The sequence below is a fragment of the Actinoallomurus sp. NPDC052308 genome, from assembly GCF_040679195.1.
In the GTDB taxonomy this organism is placed as follows: domain Bacteria; phylum Actinomycetota; class Actinomycetes; order Streptosporangiales; family Streptosporangiaceae; genus Actinoallomurus; species Actinoallomurus liliacearum.
In genome coordinates this window covers 20,206-43,052 of the sequence record NZ_JBFAUM010000043.1, presented here as the reverse complement: position 1 = coordinate 43,052, position 22,847 = coordinate 20,206, and the positions used below count along the sequence as shown (strand labels likewise).

18 protein-coding genes and 2 pseudogenes are annotated in these 22,847 nt (G+C 68.2%); 7 read left to right on the top strand and 13 right to left on the bottom strand.

What is annotated here, in order from left to right:
• Window positions 1–24: 24 nt before the first annotated feature.
• The 3 genes and pseudogenes from AB0L00_RS43335 to AB0L00_RS43325 form a co-directional block, all read right to left on the bottom strand.
• Window positions 25–789: an SDR family oxidoreductase gene (locus AB0L00_RS43335; protein WP_345350388.1), complete on the bottom strand. Its 765-nt coding sequence runs from the start codon at window positions 787–789 to the stop codon at window positions 25–27.
• A gap of 28 nt (window positions 790–817) precedes the next feature.
• The gene (locus AB0L00_RS43330; RefSeq protein ID WP_364443654.1) at window positions 818–1,729 is read right to left on the bottom strand and encodes an acyl-CoA dehydrogenase family protein; all 912 of its coding nucleotides are present in this window, start codon (window positions 1,727–1,729) and stop codon (window positions 818–820) included.
• Between the two features lie 29 nt (window positions 1,730–1,758).
• Window positions 1,759–1,884: pseudogene (locus AB0L00_RS43325) on the bottom strand (hypothetical protein); the annotation flags it as partial.
• A gap of 512 nt (window positions 1,885–2,396) precedes the next feature.
• Between AB0L00_RS43325 and AB0L00_RS43320 the strand changes: the two are divergent.
• Window positions 2,397–2,849: a VOC family protein gene (locus AB0L00_RS43320; RefSeq protein ID WP_364443652.1), complete on the top strand. Its 453-nt coding sequence runs from the start codon at window positions 2,397–2,399 to the stop codon at window positions 2,847–2,849.
• A gap of 326 nt (window positions 2,850–3,175) precedes the next feature.
• Here the strand turns inward: AB0L00_RS43320 and AB0L00_RS43315 are convergent, their stop codons facing one another.
• The 3 genes from AB0L00_RS43315 to AB0L00_RS43305 form a co-directional block, all read right to left on the bottom strand.
• On the bottom strand, window positions 3,176–3,571 hold the full coding sequence (locus tag AB0L00_RS43315; RefSeq protein WP_364443651.1) for a hypothetical protein: 396 nt from the start codon (window positions 3,569–3,571) through the stop codon (window positions 3,176–3,178).
• Between the two features lie 27 nt (window positions 3,572–3,598).
• Window positions 3,599–4,246: a hypothetical protein gene (locus tag AB0L00_RS43310; protein ID WP_364443650.1), complete on the bottom strand. Its 648-nt coding sequence runs from the start codon at window positions 4,244–4,246 to the stop codon at window positions 3,599–3,601.
• A gap of 1,079 nt (window positions 4,247–5,325) precedes the next feature.
• Complete coding sequence (locus AB0L00_RS43305; RefSeq protein ID WP_364443649.1) at window positions 5,326–6,468, bottom strand: tyrosine-type recombinase/integrase; 1,143 nt, start codon at window positions 6,466–6,468, stop codon at window positions 5,326–5,328.
• A 632-nt stretch (window positions 6,469–7,100) separates the two neighbouring features.
• On the opposite strand from AB0L00_RS43305, the gene AB0L00_RS43300 reads away from it, so the two are divergent.
• The 5 genes from AB0L00_RS43300 to AB0L00_RS43280 are packed head-to-tail and all read left to right on the top strand — an operon-like array spanning window position 7,101 to window position 12,570.
• Entirely contained in the window at window positions 7,101–8,390 is a 1,290-nt protein-coding gene (locus AB0L00_RS43300; protein ID WP_364443648.1) for a helix-turn-helix transcriptional regulator, read from the top strand.
• A gap of 15 nt (window positions 8,391–8,405) precedes the next feature.
• Entirely contained in the window at window positions 8,406–9,134 is a 729-nt protein-coding gene (locus AB0L00_RS43295) for a toll/interleukin-1 receptor domain-containing protein (RefSeq protein ID WP_364443647.1), read from the top strand.
• On the top strand, window positions 9,131–11,035 hold the full coding sequence (locus tag AB0L00_RS43290; RefSeq protein WP_364443646.1) for a hypothetical protein: 1,905 nt from the start codon (window positions 9,131–9,133) through the stop codon (window positions 11,033–11,035). The genes AB0L00_RS43295 and AB0L00_RS43290 overlap by 4 nt, the downstream gene beginning before the upstream one ends.
• A 25-nt stretch (window positions 11,036–11,060) precedes the next feature.
• Complete coding sequence (locus tag AB0L00_RS43285) at window positions 11,061–12,131, top strand: hypothetical protein (protein ID WP_364443645.1); 1,071 nt, start codon at window positions 11,061–11,063, stop codon at window positions 12,129–12,131.
• Complete coding sequence (locus tag AB0L00_RS43280; protein ID WP_364443644.1) at window positions 12,121–12,570, top strand: hypothetical protein; 450 nt, start codon at window positions 12,121–12,123, stop codon at window positions 12,568–12,570. Before AB0L00_RS43285 ends, AB0L00_RS43280 begins: the two co-directional genes overlap by 11 nt.
• A gap of 231 nt (window positions 12,571–12,801) precedes the next feature.
• On the opposite strand, the gene AB0L00_RS43275 is transcribed toward AB0L00_RS43280, so the two are convergent.
• The 6 genes from AB0L00_RS43275 to AB0L00_RS43250 form a co-directional block, all read right to left on the bottom strand.
• A complete protein-coding gene (locus AB0L00_RS43275; protein ID WP_364443642.1) occupies window positions 12,802–14,046 on the bottom strand; it encodes an MFS transporter in 1,245 nt (414 codons plus the stop codon).
• Window positions 14,047–14,364: 318 nt separating this feature from the next.
• Window positions 14,365–15,171 (bottom strand): class II glutamine amidotransferase, encoded by an 807-nt coding sequence (locus AB0L00_RS43270; RefSeq protein WP_364443641.1) that lies wholly within the window; start codon window positions 15,169–15,171, stop codon window positions 14,365–14,367.
• A gap of 34 nt (window positions 15,172–15,205) precedes the next feature.
• On the bottom strand, window positions 15,206–16,969 hold the full coding sequence (locus AB0L00_RS43265) for an N-acetylglutaminylglutamine amidotransferase (RefSeq protein ID WP_364443640.1): 1,764 nt from the start codon (window positions 16,967–16,969) through the stop codon (window positions 15,206–15,208).
• A gap of 43 nt (window positions 16,970–17,012) precedes the next feature.
• A complete protein-coding gene (locus AB0L00_RS43260) occupies window positions 17,013–19,535 on the bottom strand; it encodes a carboxylate--amine ligase/circularly permuted type 2 ATP-grasp protein (protein ID WP_364443639.1) in 2,523 nt (840 codons plus the stop codon).
• 279 nt (window positions 19,536–19,814) lie between these two features.
• Window positions 19,815–20,045, bottom strand: coding sequence for a hypothetical protein (locus AB0L00_RS43255; RefSeq protein WP_364443671.1), 231 nt, complete (start codon window positions 20,043–20,045; stop codon window positions 19,815–19,817).
• A 346-nt stretch (window positions 20,046–20,391) separates the two neighbouring features.
• On the bottom strand, window positions 20,392–20,769 hold the full coding sequence (locus tag AB0L00_RS43250; RefSeq protein ID WP_364443637.1) for a hypothetical protein: 378 nt from the start codon (window positions 20,767–20,769) through the stop codon (window positions 20,392–20,394).
• Window positions 20,770–21,364: 595 nt separating this feature from the next.
• Between AB0L00_RS43250 and AB0L00_RS43245 the strand changes: the two are divergent.
• A pseudogene (locus AB0L00_RS43245) lies at window positions 21,365–22,375 on the top strand (PP2C family protein-serine/threonine phosphatase); the annotation flags it as partial.
• Window positions 22,376–22,570: 195 nt separating this feature from the next.
• Here the strand turns inward: AB0L00_RS43245 and AB0L00_RS43240 are convergent.
• Window positions 22,571–22,771 carry a BRCT domain-containing protein gene (locus AB0L00_RS43240; RefSeq protein ID WP_364443670.1) on the bottom strand — a complete coding sequence of 67 codons (201 nt, stop codon included), beginning with the start codon at window positions 22,769–22,771 and terminating at the stop codon, window positions 22,571–22,573.
• Window positions 22,772–22,847 lie beyond the last annotated feature (76 nt).

Here is a 22,847-nt window from a genome sequence, read left to right as displayed (position 1 = left end):
GCGCTTCGCGCGTCTCCCGCCGTCTCAGATGAGTTCCAGGCCGCCGTCGATGGTGAGGACATGGCCGGTGAGCCAGGTCGTGGCCGGGTCGGCCAGACGCAGGATCCACGACGCGACCTCGTGGGGTTCGCCCCGGCGGCCGAGCGGTATGCGGGCGGCCTCGTCCCGTTTGATCTCTTCGACGGTCGTCTCGGACAGCCCGGCCGCGGCCAGGGCCTCGCTCTCGGTCGGCCCGGGAGCCACGGCGTTGACGCGGACACCGTCAGCGGCCAGCTCCAGGGCCCAGCTCCGAGTGAGCTGTTCCAGCGCAGCCTTAGACGCGGCGTAGTGCGCCATGCCGGGGAGCGGCCGGTGGCCGTACGTGCTGGAGACGTTGACGATCGACCCTTTGGCCCGCCGGAGGTGCGGCAGGGCGGCGTGGGCGAGCATGCTCGGCGCGGTGACGTTGAGGTCGAACAGGTCGGCGATGCCGCCGGCGGTGGTCTCGGCCAGCGGCATCACCTTCGTGGCGCCGGCGCCGTTGACCAGCACGTCCAGGCGGCCCCACCGGTCAGTGGCCTCGTCGATCAGTCTGCCCGGCGTATCCGGGGCGCGGACGTCGGCGGAACACGCGACGATCTCCGGGTGCCCGACGGCGGTCTCGGCCAGGGCGTCGTCGCGCCGGCCGACCCCCAGTACGCGCGCGCCGGCACGGGCGAAGGCCCGGGCGGCGGCGCGGCCGATGCCCGAGCCGGCGCCGGTGACGATGACGACCTTGCCGCTGAAGTCCTCATGGAGCTGGACGGTCACACACTTTCCTCTCTGCGAACGGATCCTGTTAGAAGAGCGCCACACCGGGGTCCATGCCGAAGCGGACGCGCCCTGCCACCTCGAAGAAGGCGGCGGAGTGGTTGGCGTGCTGAGGGGCCACCATGCCGTCGCGGAACAGCCGCTCGACCGGACGGCCCCGGTAGACCGAGGACGAGCCGCCCAGCTCGTACATGGCGACGAGCACCTCGCGGCTCACCTGGGCGCCATGGCTCATGGCGGCGCGCAGGGCGGCTCGCCGTTCGAGCATGACATCGCCGGTCGCCGCCCCCGCCATGGCTTCCGCGGCGGCGTGGAGGAGGAGCCGGGCGGCCTGAAGAGCCGCCTCCGACCGGGCGATGACGGCCTGTGAGCTCTCGGCGAGGGTCCCACCGCTTAGCGTCTTCTTGGACCTCGCCAGCTCGACGGTCGCGTCGATGGCGGCCTGCGCGACGCCGGGGACGACCGCCGTACACCCCGGGAACACCAGACCGGGGATGAAACCCTGGTACGGCGGCCGTTGGACGCGGGCCGGTACGTCGACGCGCGCCACCAGCTCGTCCGGGACCAGGGCGTCCTGGACGAGGACATCGTTACTGCCGGAGCCGCGCAAGCCAGTGGCGTGCCAGGTGTCCTTCACCGACAGCCGGCCCCGTTCCAGGATGAACAGCCGCACATCCGGCGTACCGGCCTGCGTGAGACGCGGAACGTCTCCCTCGGTGATGACGGCCGCCACGATGAGCCGGTCGGCGCCGTGAATCCCGCTGACGAGCCTCCAGTTGCCGGAGACCCGGTAGCCGCCGCGAACGGCGACCGCGACCCCGGGCGTGCCCGAGTTAGCGAAGACCGGCTCGGGCCCCGGCTCCCAGAGGCGTGCGGTGCCGGCCTCCCCCAGCAGCGCGCCGATGAAGCCCCAGTTGGCGTTCCATACGATCCACGCCACCGAGGCACGATACGGCCGAACCGTTCGTACACCTCCAGCGCGGTCGTCAGGGGAGCCTCGAAGCCCCCGAGTTCACGAGGTGTGAACAGGCGGAACGCTCCCGCGTCACGAAGCTCGGCGAGCAGTTCCTCCGGGATGTCGCGTATGGCGTCCATCTCGTCGGCGGCCGCCCTGATCGAGGCTTCCACCTGCGCTGGAAGGCGCAGGGGGTCGGCCGCGGGTTGTGCTGACATGAGACGTACCTCCGAGGACTCGCTGGTTACCGGTGAGGGACGCGGCCGGGCCGGTCACGATCGCGGATCTGACCGCGTGACCTGCGTTCTCCACGCCGGCGCGTCATCGGCCGGCCGGTCACCAACAAGGACCGGACAGCCCTGTCATCTGTGACAGCGGCCCCTGGCGCCACCGGTCGGCCGCCGGCTCGAGCCGAGTGCTGTCACATACACGCTCGCCGTCCGGTCATAGCTGATGCCGGTTCCATTCAGGTTCACGAAGCCAGGCGCGTGCCCCCCCGGTACGCGCCACCCCGGGCAGGTCGCGCGGAGCCCCCGGCCGCGATCTGCCAGGCGCGCGGCTCCCCCGTGCGCGCCACCCCTGGGCAGGCCGCGGCACCGATCCCCGGGCCCCCGGCCGCGGCCTGCCCCCATCGAAGAAGGGATGACGAACGATGACGTCTCACGGTGACCTGCCCGTACCTGAGCACGGCCTCCTCCTCACGCACTTCCTGACCGTACGCGACGTCGCGATCTCGAGGCGCTTCTACGCCGACGTCTTCGGCGGCGAGGTCGTGATGGAGGAGAACCCGGCGATCGTGAAGGTCGCCAACAGTTGGATCATCATGAATCCCGGCGGCGGGCCCACTCCCGACAAGCCGGATGTCACCTTGGAGGCGCCCCGGAGCGGCGAGCGGGTGTCCGGCTTCCTGAACGTGCGCGTGGCCGACATGGACGCCTTCTACGCGCATGCCGTCGCGAAGGGCGCCCGCTTCCTCACCGAGCCCCTCGACCGCGCGTCGGAAGTGCGCTGCTACCTGCGTGACCCCGACGGCTACCTCATCGAGGTGGGCCAGTCCACCGGCCTGCTCAAGGGAATCCTGGCCACTCCGCCCACGAACGCCTGACCGGGACACCGACACCGGCCCTGCGCCTCTTCGTGCGCAGGGCCGGTGGTTCTCGCAAACGGCTGATGGCCACCAGCATCTGACGCGACACGCCCGAGCGACATCCAGAAGTCAACGTTTCCGAGCAGTTCTCCAGCCTCGAGCGGTCAAAAGTGTCCAGATAAACGACGTCTGTGCGGCGCAACACTCAGCCAGCGCGCGGGTGAGCCTCGAGCCCAGCCTGACAACGAGCACATTCGCAGCGGGACCAAATCTGGCGCGGCTGAACAAAGACCCATGACATCGCCTGGGACAGTACCGACATCCAGATGACAAGATCTTTGAGATTAAGACACCAAAATTGAAACGCTACAACCCGCGCCGAAGCCGGCGTCGGCCGGCAGCGGAAGCGCGCCGTAGCCGAAGAACGTCATCTCGACCCTGTACGACCGGTACCGTGCGCGCAGCGACCCAGCCGCGGCACTGCGAGGGTTGGCGAAGGCGCTGCTACCCGCACCGGTCCGTGCGGCATTGGCCGCCTCGAACTGCGCCTGAGTCATCAGCACCTCACCACGCACCTCGATCGTCACCGGCTCGGCCAGCCGCTCGGGAAGCCCGGCGATGACCCCTATCCCGTGCGAGACGTCCTCCCCCGCCGCGCCGTCTCCGCGCGTCACCAGCTTAACAAGGCATCCGTCCCGGTACCGGGCCGAGATCGCCAACCCGTCCAGCTTCGGCTCCACGCTCCACGCCATCACCAGCCGGCCTAGTTAGAAGTCGAACTCTTCAATGCGGTCGGAGCGCCGGAAGTCGACGTCACCGGTATTGAGCAGGTTGCCGAAGTGACGGCCGCCAGGGTCGTTGACCTTGCAGTAACGACAGGTGAGGGAGTGCCGCGGCCTAACCCACGAGCGTTTGCCGCAGTGGCTGCACTGGCCGAGCAAGGCGTTCCCGCCAAGGGCGTCGTACCAGTGCATGACGCCGAAGCGCTTGCCCGGGCTACGAAGGGAAGCGTGGCCGAGCAGAACGATCTCTCCTCCTGGCCATGCGCATTTGCAGGTCGCTTCACAGTGGCAGACGAGCGCCTCTGCGAGTTCGCGGGCCTTTTCCTCTCCAGGGACGCCGGTACCTTTGACTTCGAGCCAGGTACCGATCTTCGGCAGATGGAAGTCGGGCAGGTACCAGGCGCCGGATGGAAGGGTGAACTTGGTCGGCTCGTACTCCCACTCAATCCCAAGACTGTCGAGGGTCGCTGCCCAGTCAGACTCGAGTGTGGAGCGGAAATCCGTCCAGTTGTATCGACGCGGGACGGGTTCACGAGAGAGTGTCATCAGCGGACTCCTTTCCGACACGACATGCCGGGCGATCAGGTAGATGGCTTCTCCCAACAGGATCCACCTTTCCAGCGACAGTTCCACCGGAATCCGGCTCCGCCGGCGGAGGCGGCTCGTAGAGACGAGTCCGTAGCCGAGGGCAACCGCCCAGCGCGGGGGCCCAGTACATGCTGGGGCTGTTGTGGCCGGTCTCGTAGACGGCGATGGTGTCGTCGGGGTATCGGGCGCGGCGGGCGACCTCAGCTTGCGTGAGGCACCTGCCGGATGCGCTCGGCGCGGGAACCTGGGTGGTAACGCTGTGGCGCCACCGTCTCCACGCCGGTCCTCTGGCACGGCCAGCGGGTGTCGCAAGTACGAATTCCCCAGCTGCCGCCATCGCCTGGGTGGTGGATGAGGTCCGTGCCGAGCGGCAGAGAAGCGAGTGCTGAGCGAATGGTCGCCTGCCTGGCCTGCTCCAGTACCAGCGCGGCGCGTGCACGCAGGACCTGGCGAAGCAACGCCATCCCCTGCCAGGCGAGCGCGGTGGATATGCTGGTCACCTGAGTATCACCGCTCATTTGGGGTTACCCCCCCTCACGGTCGACTATCTCTCACCCGCTAGAGGCTTTCCAGCCCCAAAGGTTGGACATCGCCATCAGAAACCAACTCCGCGCAGACAGCCAAGCGCTCGGCCAAACTCGCTTCACATCGAAGATAACCGCCGACGGCGGTACCACGCAGCACACCGCTTAGGCACTTCATAGGCATGCGATCGGCACCTTATGCCGATCGCATGCCCACCTTCCCTCACCACCGAGCCTCGGCACTCAATGCAGGAACCGCCGGCTCCCCCGAGCATCGACTAGCCCGGGTATGGCCGACAGTGCTCCCGGAACGCTCCCCCATCCATGCTCCCGTGCTCCCTCTAGGAGCGGGGAGCATCGGGAGCAGGCATAGTCGCTGAACTGTCCTGAACCGACGTCGAGGACTGTCATTGATACCCACTGACCTGCTGTTTCTCGAGAAGCTGCAGGTCAGCGATTGATCGGGACGACATTGACGCGGTAGAGGTCACTGGTTCAATCCCAGTATCGCCCACCACGTTTGGCCTGGTCAGCGGCCCGGACACCCGACAGGGTGGCCGGGCTTTTGATCATTCGACCGTCATTTGACCGTGGCCGGCGTCACGACGCGGCGGCCTGCCGGGCGCCGGTGCGGGTCCGCGCGAAGGCGGCCAGGGCGGTGTCGTCGGCATCAGGCAGGGTGTGCAAGTAACGCTCGGTGGCGCGAAGCCCGGCGTGGCCGAGTCGTTCCCGCACGATCTGCAGGTCCGCTCCCCCGGCCAGCACCCACGACGCATGTGCGTGCCGCAGATCCCGCACCCGCACCGGCCGGCCGACACCGGCGGCCCGGACCGCCGGATCCCAGACCTGCTTGCGGAACCAATCGCGCGGGATGTGCCCGTCAGTGTCCAGCACACGTCGAGAACGCGGCTGGTCCTTACCGTCCGCACGACGGATCGCCCGGTAGCGGGCATAGGCGCCGCGGCAATGGGCGCACCGACACCGGCCCATCGAGTACCCGGCCAACGTGCCGTGCCGATAGCGGCGTCCGGCCGCGTTCGGACGCGTAACCCCCGAGCTCCCAGAGCCGGGAATCACCCGTACCGACGAGGCACCCGGCTCGGCGGGCGCGCTAAACAGCAGGTCATCCGGAGCGAGTCGCCGCGCGGCGGCGAAGGCGAGCAGGCGACTGACCAGCGGCTGGCTGAGTTTGACGCGACGGAACGCCTGATTCTTGGGATAGTCCTTGGCCAGGGACCGCCCGCCGGACGGGTGAAACTCCGGCCGAAGCTCCACGACCGTACGCGCGATCGTCAGCATCCGCGTCGCCGAATCCAGGTCACCCAGACGGAGCTCGACCAGCTCACCCCAGCGCAGCCCGCCTTCGATGGCGACCTCGGCCAGCAAACGAGACTGCTCATCCGGCAACGCCGCCACGATCGCCTCGAACTCCGCTGGCGTGACGATCTTTAGTGGCTTGGCCGGCACCGGAGGCGCTGCCACGCCCGAGCAGGGATGCAGGAAGATCACTTGGTCGTTCAGCGCCGTCGTGAAGATCGAACTCAACACCGTCTTACACCGCTGCACCGTCGTAGCGGATCTACCCGAGTCGGTGAGTCGGCGCAGGAAGTCCCGTACGTGCGAGGGGAGGATCTCGATCATCCGCATCCCGCCGAACTCCGGCAGCAGATACCCCTTGATCACTGAGGTACAGCCCTGGCGCGTGTTGGCCTCCATCCGATGATTGACCAGCCAGACCTCCATCACGTACCGGGAGAAGGACTGCCGCCCGCTGCGCAGGTCGACGAACCGCCCATCCCCGCTCCTGGCCTCAGCACGCCGTCACGCGCAAACCGCCGCCTTCTTCGTCCCGAACGTTCCCGCAGACCGCTCCCGGCCCCGCACATCCCAGAAGTAGGCCGTATACCTCGGGCATCCATCACGGCGACACCGCGTCCGCACGTACCCCATGAGCCATTACCCCCTTGATCCTTTGACCGTCAGCCGACCGTCGCCCAGCCTGACGCGATCAACCCTCATACAAGTCAACGCAGCTCAGCGGCATAGGGAATTTGATCAAAGCGAAGGAAGACAGCTACAGATGTTCAATTCTCAGGTCAGGATCAGCCGGAGGCTACTCGCCAGGCGCTGACGGTGATCTTCCGTCCATGTCGGACGGTCGGGGTGTCTAGATCGGCCGTTCTTTCGACCTCGCCGGTCGCGTCAGCTGAGGTGCAGTCGACGTCTTCGCTACTCGTGGACAAGTGCTGCGGTTTCCTATTGCCTTCAAGAGGAAACGGGAAACACCCGCATTCCACTTGTTCGTCCGGCGCGGCTCCCGCAGTCTTACTGGCGGTGACTCCCGGCTGTTCGGACGGGTAGGGACGGAGATTGATGTGGTCGAGCAGCCCATCCGATTCGGCGAGGAACTCCGACGCAGGCGCCTGGCGGCCGGCCTCACTCTCACCGATCTGGCCCAGCTGGTTCATTACAGCAAGGGCCAGCTGAGCAAGGTCGAACGCGGCATCAAAGCGCCCAGCCGTGAGCTGGCCCGGCTTTGCGACGCCGCCCTCGACGCCGAGGGAGAGCTCGCCTCCTTGGTCCATGGGTTCCCATCCGGGGCCAAAGTCACCGACGAGATCGATGGTGATGAGGAGGTGTGGCTGATGCAGTTGTCCGCAGACGGCCAGAGCCGGTTCCAGCCCATGAACCGGCGTCAGGCGATGGCGACCGGCGCCGCATCGATCGCCGGAATGAGCATCGGCCTTCCAGCGGTCCCCGCCAACTTCGAGAACGGAACGCTTCTCGGGACCTTCCGGTCGTTGTTCGATCAATATCGACAGCTTGGACAAGCGACGGGTCCCGGCCTGTTGCTGCCCGTTCTCATCGCACAGACCCACGCCCTGCAGGAGTTGTCCAGCAGCGCCGGTACGCGCACGCGTCAGGAGTTGTTGCGCCTCGGGTCCCGATACGCCGAGTACATCGGCTGGCTCGTTCAGGAGACAGGCGACGAGCAGGGCGCCCTGTGGTGGACACGACGCGCCGTAAGCCTGGCCAGCGAAGGCGGGGATGAGCACCTCGGCGCGTACGGGCTGGTCCGTCATGCCCTCATCACGCTCTACCGCGAGGACGCTGAGCAGACGATCGAATTGGCCCGGAAGGCTCAGAGCGGCAAGGTACCGCCGAGAATCCGCGGCCTGGCCGCGCAACGGGAAGCTCAAGGACACGCGCTCGCCGGTGATTACAACGCCTGCATGCGCAGCCTGGAACGGGCTCGCGCCCTTCTCGTTCCCAACACGCCGACCTCAGACACACCTCTCATCGGCACGACGAACCTGGCCGACCCAGCGGAGATGATCAGGGGCTGGTGCCTATACGACCTGGGAAGGCCGCAGGCCGCGGCCGAAGTAGTCAGCGCACAGTTGACGCAGGTGCCGCAACAAGCCGTGCGTACGCAGGTCCGCTTCGGTGTACGGCGCGCGCTCGCCTACGCCGCGGCTGGCGAGGTCGATCACGCCTGTCAGCTAACCCGTGAACTACTCCACAGCATCATCACCATCGGTTCAGCGACCGTCGGCTCGGACCTGCGCAGCCTCGCGCGCACGCTGTCCCGCCATCCGAAAAACGCCTCCGTGCGCGAGCTGGCGCCCGAGCTCAGCACCACGCTGCGAACCGTCACCCGATAGAGAGGAACCCCCGGCATGCAGAACGTGTTCATCAACTACCGCACCGGCGACGGCGACGAGGCCGCCACCATACTCGCGCGGGGCCTGTCCGATCGGTTCGGGAAAGAGCGGATCTTCCGCGCCACCACATCCATCCCACCGGGCGGTCCCTATGCCGACCACCTACTGAACGCCATACGGAATAGCGCTGTACTCCTCGCCATCATGGGCCCGGACTGGGCTCACCATCCCCGGCTCCGGGATGAGGACGACTGGGTGCGTCGGGAGATCCTGGAAGCGTACGCGTCACACGTGACGATCATGCCCGTGCTGAAGGGCCGGAAGACCGAACGGCTGAAGGCGACGGATCTGCCGGCCGAGCTGGCGCGGCTCGCCGATGTTCAGTCCCTTCGGTTGGACCCACGTGACAGCGAAGCGGACGTCAGGCGTATCGGTGACGCACTCGCCGACCAGGTTCCCGCGCTCAGGAAGGCCGATCGCCAAGCTTCCCCATCGGCGGATCCAGGCACCGTGCACAACTCGGCGAGCGAGGTGCACGGGACGGTCACGCAAAGCCGGCACATCACCGGCGATGTCGGCACCGTCATCAAGGGAAACCGCGGCCCGATCCACACCGGGAAAGGCGATATCAACCAGAACTCCCAGCACTTCTCCGGCGACGGGGCGACGTACATCCAGGGCGATAACCACGGGGGCGTCAGCCACCGCTTCGGCAGGACGCGCAGCGACGAGGACGAACGTTGAGCGACTCGTTCGAAGTACACGTCTCCGGCACACGCGGAGACGTGCATACCGGAACCGGCGACATCAATTCCACGCATTACCTGCTCCAGCTCGATTCACCCGGCAGAGCGCCCCGCAAGCAGCCCGCAGACGAACTGCGGTGGCTCTCACAGCGTTTCGTCCCTCCTGCGGGGCTGGGCGAAGCACGAGACGTTCTGGAGGCATCCCGCACCGTCTTCTTGGACGGACCGCCGGGCAGCGGCAGGGTCGCCGCCGCGAAGATGCTCCTGTGGGAGCTGAGGAACGATGCCGAGCAGCTCCACGAGGTGGTGCTACAGGGAAAGGAGGATGCGTCCCGGATCAATCCCGACCATGTAGGCGACGGCGACCGGGTGTGGTTGGACCTTTCTCAGGTTGACGGGCAGCTCTGGGGTGAGGTCCACGCGGAGCTGTCTTCGCTACGCGCAACCGTGCGCCAGCGCGACGCCTACCTCGTCGTCGTTCTTCCGGACACGGTGGACGATCTCGGGTCGACATTGGCGCAATACCGCGTCGAGATCCAGCGTCCGGCAGTCGGGGATGTGCTGTCCCGCTATCTGATGGCGGAAGACATTCCTCAGCCCACACGTCTTCCTCCGCTCCGGTTCCTGGACACGGCCCGGCGCATGGACCAGATCCGAAAGTACGTCGCGCTGATCGTCCGGGCCCGGGAGAAGGACCGCGAGAGCGGCTTCATCGCCTGGTGCGAGACGGCCGATCAGGCGCTGTCCGGCCAGGAACAGGACGTGGCCACCCTGGTAGCCGGCTTGACCGAAGGGCCACCGCGCGCGTTGCTGCTGGCCACCGCGATACTGCATGAAGCACACGCCGACATCGTCCACCGCGCCAGCGCCTCGCTCCTGAAGACGGTGGAACATCCACGTGACGAGAGCCCAATCCTGGTGCGGGATCCCCTCGATCACAGGCTCGAGGAAATCGGCGCGGAGCTCGACTCCACCGGAAACGTCCGGTTCCGCAAACTCGACTATGACGCGGCGGTCCGATCGTATTTCTGGACCCACATGCCGGAGCTCCACGGCCACATCCAGGAGTGGGTACGCGAAACCGTCGACATGACGGATCTCACCTCCCGCGAGCGGGAGAATCTGGTCACGTGGTTCACCGACCAGTGCCTGAACGAAAGATACCGGCCGGCTTTGGTGTCGCTGGTGAACCAGTGGACCGCAAATCCCACGACCCCCCGCAAGATGGAGGCAGCCGCTGTTGTCCTCCAACGCGGCCTCCAACACGAGAAGCAAGGCCGCTTCTTCCGCCGCCAGATCTACGAGTGGTCACGCATCACCAACCTGTCGGACCGGCTCGCCGAAGTGATCATCGTCGCCTGTCGCGACGAGATGATGACGAAACATCCGGACGAGGCCCTGGTCCGGCTCCACCATGTGGCGAGACGGGAACACGGCACCCGCGCCCGAGAAACGCTCATCCAGCTGGTAAGCGGGGCCCCTCGACTCCGTCGCCAGATGCTGAACCGTCTCACCGACCCCAGCGAACCAGGTAAGTGGCCAGCCGATGTCGACCTGTTCCTGGAGCTCGCCGATCCAGAGTCGCTCACCGATCCCGGGAAGCGCGGCCATCCGCTCATCGCAGAAAACAGCGTACGCCGTCAGTTGACCATCGGCTGGGCGCTCGCGTTCGCGCAGCGCCCGCATGAGGAGTGGGCTCCACAAGTGCGGCGGTGGCTGCACGTCGCCGCCGGGAACGAGCGGTATCGGCACGCGCTTCTCGACGTCCTCATCGGCGGAGGCGCGCAGCGCACAAGCGTTCTCGCCCACTTCTACACCATGACACGCGAACAGTGCGCGTCGCTCAGCGGCTCGGTCATGCAGAAGATCAACATCGCACAAGGAGTCCAGCCCGCATGACTCACAAGAACAAGCGGAGAGCGTCATGAGCGCCGGCCGAAACACCGTGACGCTGTACTCGACAGTCACCGGCGGAACGCTCCTGATCGGCCTGATCTTGTTCGCCCCCTGGCCGCTTTGGGCATCACTCATCCTGATCGTGGCCCTCGCGACCGCGCTCGTCCTGGTGGCGAAGACCATAGGCAACCGTTCCGGCGCATCCCCACGGCCGGAGCCCACCTTCACGTTGACCGGCGGTCCGTCAACGGACCTCAGGAGAACGCGCGTCAGCGACGTCCTTCTGCCGACCAACCTCGAGGACTACTCTTTCTTGTTCTCTGCGACGGCGCTCTGGTCACCAGCGACGTCCGTCATGGACGAATCCGAGGTGAACATGGCGGCCCTTGCCGTCGACGCTGTGTTGACACGCGCCCGCGAGATCACGGAACGACGAGACCCGAGCCATGCCTCCCTCGTCCGGCATGAGCTGGCCGGCCTGCTGGGTGAGATGCTGCCAGACCCCAAGGGACGTCTCCGGGCGATGGCCGAGTCGGTCCAACTCGTTCTTCCCAGCCAGGACCAGGAGCGGTTGGACAAGCTCGCGTCTGTCCGCAAGGAAGAAGCCATCTGGGAACACGAGCGAAAGTACGAGCAGAACAAGCGCGCATATCTGAGCGGAGACGTACTGAAGGACCCCGGCAGCGCCGTGGTCTGGTGGCTCGCCAGAAATGACGACCACGTGGAGAAGACCGTGCAGGACATCGGTCTTCTCGCACAGCTCTCCTCCGCAGCGAATAACACCGATATGCCCGAGACCTTCCAACAGTTAATCTCGGCATTCGCCTCACAACACGTGCCGGATCCGGTTCATACCAGCCCCAACGGCGCGGACGCGGGATGGGCGCCGGAGCGCGAGGACTCCCCCGCCGACCGCTTCGACGCCTTCCTCCAAACGATGCAGTTCGATGAATGCGACCCGCAGCGCCGCCTGTTCGCCCGGCGGGTAGCCGACTGCGCCGCCATGCACGGACGACACGACGTAGCCGACGAACTGATACGCCGATACGACCCACCAGGCGACGCCGAGCCCACAGGAGAAACAGACAGTGGAAGCTGAACTGGCCGCGCTGGCAACCAGCGGAGCGACAGCACTCATCGGACTGATGGTCTCGGACTCCTGGACGCAGATGAAGGAGGGATTCGCACGGTTGTTCGCTCACGGCGGCGCGGCAGACGGCCCGCTGCGAGAGTTGGAAACCTCACGGATCGAGCTCCTGACCGCCCACCTTGAAGACGATCACACCAAGGCAGCCGTCATCGAGGCCGACTGGCGCACTCGGCTGGGCCTTCTCCTAGGATCAGATGCAACCGCTCAGGACGAACTACGGCGCCTGCTTGACCCGCTGGCGTCCCGCCCGGCAGGGCCCGTCTACAACGTCAATAGCGGGGACGTGCAGTTCGGATCGATAATCCAGGCTGGCCAGATTTCGGGAACGTCAGTTCACATCACGCCAACAGCCGACGAACACATCCGTAGGCGCGAGGGCCGACAGTAAGAGCCGCGAGCCTCCGTTACGCACACACAGGCCGGCGACCATGCGGATCCGGGGATCCTGTGCCGGACGTGTAACACCTGGTTGGAGGCCTGCGCGCAGCCGTCTGGGTGCCAGTGGGCGGATTACCTCAACAATCCGCCGCCGCCCACCTGGAGCTGGCCTACCCGCAATAGCCCAGCGACCGCCCAGAGTAGAAGGGACTCCTTTCCCTTGCTTGCACCCCGTAAGTGATCACCGTTGCGGTGAGGGCGTCGCGAGAGTGCGCTCTGGTGATGGCGCGGCGTCGAAGGTGAGATGGCGGACGGAGGGGTGCAGTAGCGGGGCCAGCGCGGAGGTGCTGATCGCGATCGCGCAGACCGCGAGGGTCGTGCGGAGTCCGAGGGCGGTGGTGGCGGGAGCGACCAGCAGGTAGGCCACGGGTGCGAGGCCGATTTCTCCGATGGTGGTCCAGGCGGCGACGCGGCCTTGCAACGCTTCGGGGATGTTCCGCTGGATGACGCTGCGCCAGGTCACCATTGCGACCGCCAGCCCGGCTGCGGCCAGGGCCACGGCGGCGGCGATCACCGGCAGCGGTGCCGCGACGGCCATACACGCTCCCGGGAGCGCCATCGGGACGGTGGCCACGCAGTTGGCGTATCCGGCGCGGCGTGGCGTCCACGACAACGCGATCAATGATCCGGCGACCATGCCGAGCCCGAGGCTGGAGGCGATCAGTCCCCAGGCAGCAGGGCCGCCCAGGCGGGTCTGGACGTAGGTGAGTCCGACGATCCCGTACGCCAGATGCCACCCGGCCACCACAACCGACCCCGCCGCGACCTTCCATGCGATCCACGGGGTCCGGGCCACCAACCGCCATCCTTGAGCCAGATCAGCGGCGAATCGGCTGGCGGCGCGGTGCGCGGGTGGGACAGTGATGCCGATCAGCAGCAGCCCTGACGCCCAGAAGCTGGCGGCGTTGACGCCGACGCCCCAAGCGGGCCCGGCCGTTGCGACCACGACGCCGCCCGCGCTCGGCCCGCAGGTGATCATGCTGTAGTGGGTGAGCTTGGCCAAAGCGTTGGCCTGCTGCCGGTGTTCGGCCGGGACCAGGTCCGTGATCAGCCCGACTCGGGCGGGTTCGGCGAAGGCTCCGGCGACGCTGACGCCGCCGGCGATCAACGCCAGGCTCAGCACCCGTGCGTGCCCCGAGGCGATCAATGTGGCTTGCACGGCGACCAAGGCGCCGATCGCCATCTCCACGGCCACGATCAGGCGAATCCGTGGCAGCCGATCGGCCAGACCGCCGCCGATCGGCAGCATGATGATCTGGGCGACCATCTGTCCCATCAGCACCATCGCGACCCCGCCGGCACCGCCACCGTGATCAAGGACCGCGGCCGCGACCGCACCGGTCGCCATGGCCGTGCCGGCCGAAGACGCCAGCCCGGCCAGCCAGTACCGCCAGTAGCGTGGGTTGCCGCGCAGGGGAAACACCACCTGCACGGCCTTGACCGCCAACCATTGCCCACAAGCACCCACGCGATCATGGCCAGGTTCATCCCCGGTCAGCTATCTCACCGCCGGGACAGGCTGCGGAGTGCGTGCCGGCCAGTTGGAACATCGGTGGACATGCCGCCGAGGGTAAGACGGCCAGGGACTGTCTCGCCGGAAGACACGTCACGGGTAGACATGACTACCGATTCCGTCAGGGCGGTCCACCGGCCCGAACGCGCCCTCAGATGTCCAGCACAGGGTTGTGGCACCACATGGGGCGTCGCGTCCTTAGCCGTCCAGAGGGGGCCGTTTCCGCGAGCGTCAGGCGGCGGGTTCACCGGCCACGGGCAGGGCGAGTCCGGCGGGCAGGGCTTCGCCGGCGTGCGGATCCGCCAGGGACGGTTCGGCGTCGATCGGGCGGACGTCGACACCGAGGGTGTCGGCCACCAGCACATGCCGGTCCGGGACCCGGATCCAGTCGTCGGCGTCGTCGTGCGGCTCGCTGGCGACGAGCACGCCGTCCGCCGCGACCCGGTAGCACAGGGTCTCCCCCCAGGTCGTGGCCACGATCCGCGTGCCGTCGGTCGCGAGCATGTTCAGGCAGGCGTTCGCGTCCAGGGCCGCGATCTCCCGCAGCAACCCCAGCACGGCGAGCGGCAGTGGGTGCCCCTCGTCGAGCCGCTGCCACAGCAGTACGGCCAGCAGCGCCGCGTCGCATGTGGACTCGGGCGCGTAGCCCGGGCGAAGGAGGGGGGCCGTCTTCTCGCGGTTCAGGTGGCCGTTCAGGCTGAGCAGGCAGGCGCCGTTGGTGAACGGCGCGGTGGCGGCCTCCTCGATCGGCATGCCCGGGCTCGCGCCGCGTACCGCGCCGAGCACACACGCCGTGGACACCTCACCCGCGAGCGCGGGGAACCCTGCGTCCTGGTCGAACGGCACAGCGCGGCGATAGGAGACCGCCGGTCTCGCCGACCCGGACGGGAACCAGCCGACCCCGAAACCGTCCCGGTTCACGAGCTCGATGTTCTGCCAGCGCGGCCGGTCGCCCTGGCGCGGCAGCCCGTACGAGGGCTGGAAGATCAGCTCGGTCAGGGTGCGCGGCTCGCCGAGCCAGGCGAAGTGACGGCACATCGAGATGCGTACTCCTTCCGGAGATTTATGGATTTCAGACTCCGTGGGACTGGAGCCAGAGTTCGAGAAGTCCGAGCTGCCACAGGGCGCTGGCGCCCAGGGTGGTCCGGTGGTCGCTCGGCGCGGCCAGCAGCCGTTCGACGTAATCCTCCCGGAACAGACCGCGCTTGCGCGCCGCCGGGGCGGTGAGCGCCTCCCGGACCAGTTCGAGGTAGGGTCCGGACAGGTGACGGATCGCGGGCACCGGGAAGTACCCCTTGGTCCGGTCGATGACCGCGTCGGGGACCAGTCCCCGGGCCGCGTCCTTCAAAACCCCCTTTCCGCCCGCGGCGAGCTTGGCGTCGGGCGGACAGGCCGCGGCCAGCTCCACCAGCTCATGGTCGAGGAACGGTGTACGTGCCTCCAGCCCCCAGGCCATCGTCATGTTGTCGACGCGTTTGACGGGATCGTCGACCAGCATGACGGTCGTGTCGAGTCGCAACGCCGCGTCGAGCGCCGTTTCGGCGTGGGGCGCCGCGAAGTGCTCGCGGACGAACACCCCGCTGACGTCGTCGACGAGGTACCCGGGGTTCAGGGTCTCCGCCAGCGCGGCGTGAGGCCGGTCGAAGAACACCTTCGCGTACGCCTCGGCGGCCGACTCCCGGGGCACGCCGGCCAGCGGCGGGTACCAGTCGTAACCGGCGAACACCTCGTCCGCGCCCTGTCCAGACTGCACGACCTTGACGTGGCGGGACACCTCCTGGGACAGCAGGTAGAAGGCGACCGCGTCATGGCTGACCATCGGCTCGCTCATCGCCTCCACCGCGCCGGTCAGGGCGGGCAGCAGCCGGGAGTCGTCGATCCGGATCTTGTGGTGGTCGGTGCCGAAGCGTTCCGCGATGAGGTCGGAGTAGGCGAACTCGTCGCCCGACTCCCCGCCCGCCGCGGCGAACCCGATGCTGAACGTCTTCAGGTCCCGCTGTCCCGCCTCGGCCAGCAGCGCGACGATGAAGCTGGAGTCCAGGCCGCCCGACAGCAGCACCCCGACCGGCACGTCGGCCACCATGCGCCGGTCGACCGCCGTCCGCAGGGACTCCAGCACCGCGTCGCTCCAGTCGCCGGGGGACAGGTGCCGCGTGAAGTCGGGCCGCCAGTACGTCAGGTCCTCCGCGGTGCCGTCCGGCCGGATCGTCCGTACGGTCGCGGGCGGCAGCTTCCGCACCCCCGTGAGGATCGTGCGGGGCGCCGGCACGACCGAGTGGAACGTCATGTAGTGGTGCAACGCCACCAGGTCGAGGTCGGTCGGCACGCCGCCGCCGGCCAGCAGCGCCGGCAGCGTGGAGGCGAAACGCAATCGCTCCGCGTCCTGGCTCACGTAGAGCGGCTTGATGCCGAGCCGGTCGCGGCCCAGCACCAGCCGTCCGGTGTCCCGTTCCACGATCGCGAAGGCGAACATCCCCATGAACCGCCGGACGCACTCGGCGCCCCACCGGTGGTACGCCTTGATCAGGACCTCGGTGTCGGAGGTGGAGAAGAACCGGTAGCCCTCGCCGCGCAACGCGTCGCGCAGCTCGCGGTAGTTGTACAGGCAGCCGTTGAAGACACCGGCCAGGCCCAGCTCGCTGTCGGTCATCGGCTGCGCGGCCTTGTCCGACAGATCGATGATCTTCAAGCGGCGGTGGCCCAGCGCGACCGGCCCCTGGGCCCACAACCCCGAGCCGTCCGGGCCGCGCGGCTCCATGGCCGCCGTCATCCGCGCCACCGCCGCGACGTCGGCGGCACCTCCGTCCAACCGCAGTTCACCGCTCAGCCCGCACATCGGCGGCTCCTCTCGGCCATGCGCGCGTCCTTCCTCGCCGTGGTCACTGCATCAGCCAGGTGTCCTTGGACCCACCTCCCTGCGACGAGTTGACGATCCGGCTGCCGCTCGGGGCGACCCGGGTCAGCGCGATCGGTACCACCACCGGCTCCGGCTCCAGGCACACGAACGCGCGCAGGTCCACCGCCCGCGGCTCCAGCCGTCCGTCCGCCAGGGTCGGGTGCGTCGACAGGCTCACCGTCTCCTGCGCGATCCAGCGGGCCGGCTCCTCCAAGATCCGGGCGCGCGCCTCGTCGAGCTCGGTCCGCGACGCGTCCGGGCCGATCACGACGCCCTGCCCGCCGTACCCGTCGACCGGCTTGACGACCAGTTCCTCGAGGCGGTCCAGGGCCTCGGTGCACTGCTCGGGGTCCCGGCAGACGAAGGTCGGCACGCCGGCCAGTACGGGCCGCTCGCCGAGGTAGTACTCGACGAGGCGCGGTACGTAGGCGTAGAGCGACTTGTCGTCGGCCACGCCGTTGCCCGGCGCGTTGGCCAGCACCACGGCGCCGTTCCCGACCGCCTCGAGCAGCCCGGGGCCCAGGGGCCGTCCGTCGGCGCCCGCCGCCCGGAACAGGTCGTCCTCGTCGATGCGGCGGTACAGCATCCGCAGCGGCTCCCCGCCGGCCGTCCGTACGCCGTCGGCCGTGGCGGTCAGGTCGCCCGGCTGGACCAGGGGCACGCCCATCTCGGCGGCGAGCAGCCGGTGCTCGAAGAACGCCGAGTCCGACGGCCCGGAGGTCAGTACCGCCAGCTCCGGGGAGGCCGCCGTCAGCGCGGCGCGCAGCACGGCCACGGCGCGCGCCGGAGCGGGCGGGTGGGAAGCCATCAGCAGCTCGGGGAGGACCCGGCCGGCGAGCCACCGGTTCGCGATCGCGTACCCGATCCCGGACGGCACCCGCAGGTTGTCCTCGAGCACCGCCCAGCGGCCCGCGTCGTCGCTGACCAGGTCGATGCCCGCGACCGCGCACCGGACCACCCCCGCCGGCACCCGCCGCCCGGCTGGGTGCAGGCCGGGCGAATCGTCGATCGCCCAGGCCGGGACGACGCCGTCCCGCACCGCCGCGCGCTCCCCGTACGCGTCCCGTACGAACGCCTCCAGCGCCCGCACCCGCTGGACGAGGCCCTCCCGGAGGAACGCCCAGTCCTCGGCGCCGACCACACGCGGCACCAGGTCGACCGGGAACAGCCGATCCTCCTCCTCGCCCTCCACCCGGAACGTCATGCCGAGCCGCCGCTGCACCTCGTCGCGCTGACGCTCCCGCTCCCGCAGGCCGTCCGGGCCGATGCGGTCGAGCGCGGACAGCACCATGCCGTACGGGCCGCGGGCGCTGCCGTCGAAGACGATCGCCTCGTCGCCGGAGGTGTCGTAGCCGGTGAGCATCGAGGTCACGGCCGTGCGCGCGGGCCCGGCGCCCGGCACCCATTCGGTGTTCGCCCGAGTCTCGGCCACGAGCATGTCCACGACCTCGTGCAGGCCGCCGCGCGCGTACGCCTGCCGCTGACGGGCCGCCGAGCTGCCGCGCGCCAGGACCGCTGCGGCCAGCTCCGCGACGAGTTCCCAGTCCCCCGACTCCTCGAGCCGGGGGCGCAGCCGGTTCAGCAGCGTTTCGAGGGCCCGGCGTGGCGGCACCGGAACGCCGGTCACCGGATCGACCAGCTCTCCTTCCAGCCCCGACCGGGCGGCGCGCCACGTCGCGGCCCGTACCAGCTCCGGTCGCGCCGGAAGCGCCGGCCGCCCGTCGGCCACCGCCGCGATCTCGTCGATGACGAGCGCCCGGAACAGCCCCGTGAGCAGGACGACGTCCTCCAGGCGCGGGCACGCGTCGGGGATCCGCAGCTCGAGCGTTGGCAGGTGCGCGGACGGCCGGATGTCGTAGTAGATCATCCCCGAGTCGCTGATCACCCCGGAGCGTACGAGGTCATCGATCATCCGGTCGTACTCCGCCGCGGCCGCGAACGGGCCGATCGCCCCGGTGGTCGGCCAGCGCGACCACAGGAGCGTGCGGTAACTGGCGTACCCGGTGTCGGAGCCCAGCCAGAACGGGGAACTCGCCGACAGCGCGAGCAGCACGGGGCCCCACGGCGCCAGGCGGTGCGCGACGGTCACCGCGAGGTCGCGGTCGCCGACGTCCACGTGCACCTGGGCGCCGCAGATCAGCTGCTCGCGGGCGAGCAGCTGATACTCGTCGAGCATGTTCTCGTAGCGGGGATCCGGCGTGACCTTGAGGACGTCGAGGTCGGCCACCGGCGCGGTACCGGCCGCGACGATGCCGAGCCCCAGCCCCTCGGCCGCCGACACCACGCCGCGCCGGAGAGCCGCGAGATCCTCGGCCAGGTCGATCAGGCGGACGTACGGCCGGCTGTTGGTCTCCACCACCGACCGCTGCAGTTCCGAGCCGAACCGGCTCGGGGTCAGCTGCGCCAGGAGCCGGTCCGCCCGGGGGATGAGCGTCCGGGTCTCCAGGTCGACGGTGTGGAACTCCTCCTCGACACCGATGGCGACGGATTCCGGACCCTTGATCATCGCCGAAGCGTACGACGTGGATGTTACGTCCGTGAAAGATCCGAAGTCAGAGTTTTCTGGCGCTTACGCCACCTCTGCTCCTGGGCGGTGCGGATCACGGGCGCTGAAGCCACGACCCGCGTCAGACGGATCGTCGCCATGCCGGCGGCGCCGACGCGGGTCGGACTACCTGCGACCTGACAGGGGGTCGGCGGCGAGGGGTGAGGTGGGCCGTCGGCGAGGCGCCATCGGGTGCTGGTCCTTATCCGACGGCCTCCTCCCGAACCCGCCGTGCGGCTTTCACCGCAGCGGGCTCTCCGGTGACTGCTGCGTGGTGGCGGCGGTGGGTTGCCTGTTGTGGATGTGGTCGTGGCAGTTTTGGCAGACGACCAGGGTCTTGCGTCGTCTTTTCGCCATGACCTGTGCCCACTGAGGCGGTGACTGTCCGAACTTTCCTGGATCTGCGAGTTTACGGACCTGATGTACTTGTATCCGGTCTGTTGCGTCGCAGAGTTCGCATCGGCCCTTCAGCAGCCGACTGATCAGCTGACCGTCGCAAATACGCAGGTCGCGCCCGTTCCCACCTGTGTGGCTTCCCCCAGCGGGTTCAAACTCGCGCAGCAGCTTCCCGTTCGAACTCGCCGCCGAGGCCAGCTTGTTTGACGAGGCGCCCCCATCGCTCGCGATGCCCGAAATCGATGCTGACGACCGGACCGAATCGGGAGCAGATCGGGAGCAGGGTGCTCCACAGCTGATCGGGACTACCCATTCGATAGGTCGGTCAGTCCTTTTCGTGGGTCGGGGTCATCGGGAGCAGTGCTCCCGGCGATGCTCCCGGCCGTGCTCCCCCTCGCCACGAGATGGGTCGGGGTCACTATTACGGCCGGCGAGCCGTGAGGGTGGTCCAGCGTTGCTCAAGCCGGTCCCCCAGCTTTTGCCGCATGGGATCGGTGACATGGCTGTAGACGCCGGCGATGCCGGGCATCCGGTGTCCCATCCGCTCGTACTTGAGGGCGTCTTCGATGCCGAGTTCGTCCAGGACGGTCTTGTGGTGATGGCGCAGGCCGTGGAAGACCGCCCCGGGCAGGATGGGCGGCCATTTGCGGGCGGTGTCGCCGTCGCAGGCGGGCCGCCATAGGCGGCGGGCGAAGTTGGATCGTCGGTGCCAGTGCCCGTCCGGGGTGATGAACACCTGCGGATGGTCATGGTTATCGATGACCCCGAGCAACCCCGCAGCGTCTTCAGGCGTGTACACCAGCGGCTCGTCCCGAGGACCAGACGATGGGGTCACAGGCTCCGGTCTCCCTGGGCGGGCGTCGGCGGACGCCGCCGACCGGCGAGCTCCTCCAGAGGCCTGCTGGTGTTGTGAGCGCACGCAGTGTGGTCCTTGCGTGCCGGCCGGCCGGCGATCGGATACAGGCCCGAGCACCTGCCCTCGCTGCTCTTGCTGGGACCAATCGTGAGTGTTCGACATGACGATGGCTTCTGCGCATCCATCCGTCCCGAACGGCACCCGACCAAGCCAACCCTGCCCCATAGGCACTTCTTAGGCACACGCTTAGTTTTAGGGCGGTCTGGCGACCACGTGTGCTCCATGTGTGCTCGCGTGCCGTGATCTTGGTAAATCCTCCCACAGGCACCACCCGGCCGCCCGGGTACAACCTCCCAGCCAACCGCCGACGAACCAGACGCGGATCACATCGCCCTCGCCCTGAACCGGCACCACCGCGCCGCTCAAAGCGGTCCTTTGGGGCGGCGGGTATCGTCCCTGTTCAGGGGCATCGTGAGGAGCTTCCGGGGGGGAAGGCGTGAAACGTCTGCGCATCGACGCTGTTGTCGTGCTTCGGGGTATGCCGACGTTGATGATCGCCGGAGGGGCAGCGGCCGATCTGTTGGGCCCGCAGCCCTATGTCGGTCTGCCTTTCCTGGCGGCTGCTCCGCTCGTGGCCGGTGTCCTGCTTCCGTGGCGGTCGAGCGCGACCACCGCGGCGGTGGCGGGTGTCGTGTCGGTTGGGGTCGATCTCCTACTACGCCGCGCGATGACAGCGTTGCTCGTCGATCTGGCGATCGTGCTGTTGGTGGGCGTCATCGGATTGTGGACCAAGTGGCTGATGGATCGGCAGACCCATAACCTGGCGGTGGCCCGGGACATCGCGGAGGCGGCGCAGCGGGCGGTGCTGCCGGATCCGCCGACCGCGCTGGGGCCGCTGCAGATCGCCGCGCGCTACGAAGCGGCTCAGGCCGGGGCACGCGTCGGCGGCGATCTGTACGCGGTGCGGACCACCCGGTTCGGGATCCGGGCGATCATCGGCGACGTCCGCGGCAAGGGATTGAAGGCGGTTTCCACCGTTTGCCTCGTCATCGGCGCGTTCCGGCATGAGGCCGAGGAAGCCGTGACGCTGCCGGAGCTGGCCGACCGGCTCAACGCTACGCTCGCACGGGAGAGGTGCCCTGAGCTCGTGGATCACCTCGAAGAAGGCTTCGTCACCGCTCTGCTCGTCGAGATCCCACCGGATGCGACCAGAATGTGCCTGCTCAGCCTCGGACACACACCTCCCTACCTCCTACACGCCGGCCGTGTGGCGACCTTGGAGCCGAGCGCTCCCGACCTTCCCCTCGGCATGGACCTACCGACGGCGAACGGCGCGGCTCAGCCGGACACCATCGACTGGCCGCCCGGCGCCACACTGCTGCTGGTCACCGACGGCATCACCGAGGCCCGTGACCAGCACGGAACCTTCTACGACCCCAGCCTCGGACTCGCTCACGCCAGACACTCCTCACCGCACGAACTGGTGGACGCCCTGGCACACAGCGTCACGCGATGGACCGGCAGACAACGCCAGGACGACATGGCGATCCTCGCTTGGCGCGCAACGGAACATGACCGCGCCGCCCCATACGCCGTGAGCTCTATAGGTAGGGACCGGCGTGCATTAGCGATGAACGTCGTGCTCGTTGGCATCGGCCTCTCATCAGCGCCGTCGACCGCCCGGGAAAGGTCTGGGCGGTCGACGGCGACCGGCGAGCATTGCGGCCGCGGCCCGGGCGGCCGGTCAGATGAAGTCGGCGACGAGAACGGCGAACTCCTCCGGAGCGGCGATGGGAATCTCGGCCGTGGCCTTCTTCGAGCCGGCGTTGTCTCCCGTGACGACCAAGCGGGTGCGGGCGGAGACCGACGAGGACGCCCGTCCCCCGGCGCGTTCGATGAGTCCGTTCATCTGGTTGCGGGACAGCTCAGCCAGTGGTCCGGTCATGGATCCGGTGACGACGACGGATTTGCCGAACAGCGGCAGATGATCACCGGAGTCGGTGTCGTCGCTCGGCTGCGCC

Bases quoted from the DNA above. Each gene is read 5' to 3' on its own strand.
- AB0L00_RS43320 (WP_364443652.1), top strand. From the start codon at position 2,397: ATGACGTCTCACGGTGACCTGCCCGTACCTGAGCACGGCCTCCTCCTC.
- AB0L00_RS43305 (WP_364443649.1), bottom strand. From the start codon at position 6,468: ATGGAGGTCTGGCTGGTCAATCATCGGATGGAGGCCAACACGCGCCAG.
- AB0L00_RS43295 (WP_364443647.1), top strand. From the start codon at position 8,406: ATGCAGAACGTGTTCATCAACTACCGCACCGGCGACGGCGACGAGGCC.
- AB0L00_RS43285 (WP_364443645.1), top strand. From the start codon at position 11,061: ATGAGCGCCGGCCGAAACACCGTGACGCTGTACTCGACAGTCACCGGC.
- AB0L00_RS43270 (WP_364443641.1), bottom strand. From the start codon at position 15,171: ATGTGCCGTCACTTCGCCTGGCTCGGCGAGCCGCGCACCCTGACCGAG.
- AB0L00_RS43265 (WP_364443640.1), bottom strand. From the start codon at position 16,969: ATGTGCGGGCTGAGCGGTGAACTGCGGTTGGACGGAGGTGCCGCCGAC.
- AB0L00_RS43260 (WP_364443639.1), bottom strand. From the start codon at position 19,535: ATGATCAAGGGTCCGGAATCCGTCGCCATCGGTGTCGAGGAGGAGTTC.
- AB0L00_RS43240 (WP_364443670.1), bottom strand. From the start codon at position 22,771: ATGACCGGACCACTGGCTGAGCTGTCCCGCAACCAGATGAACGGACTC.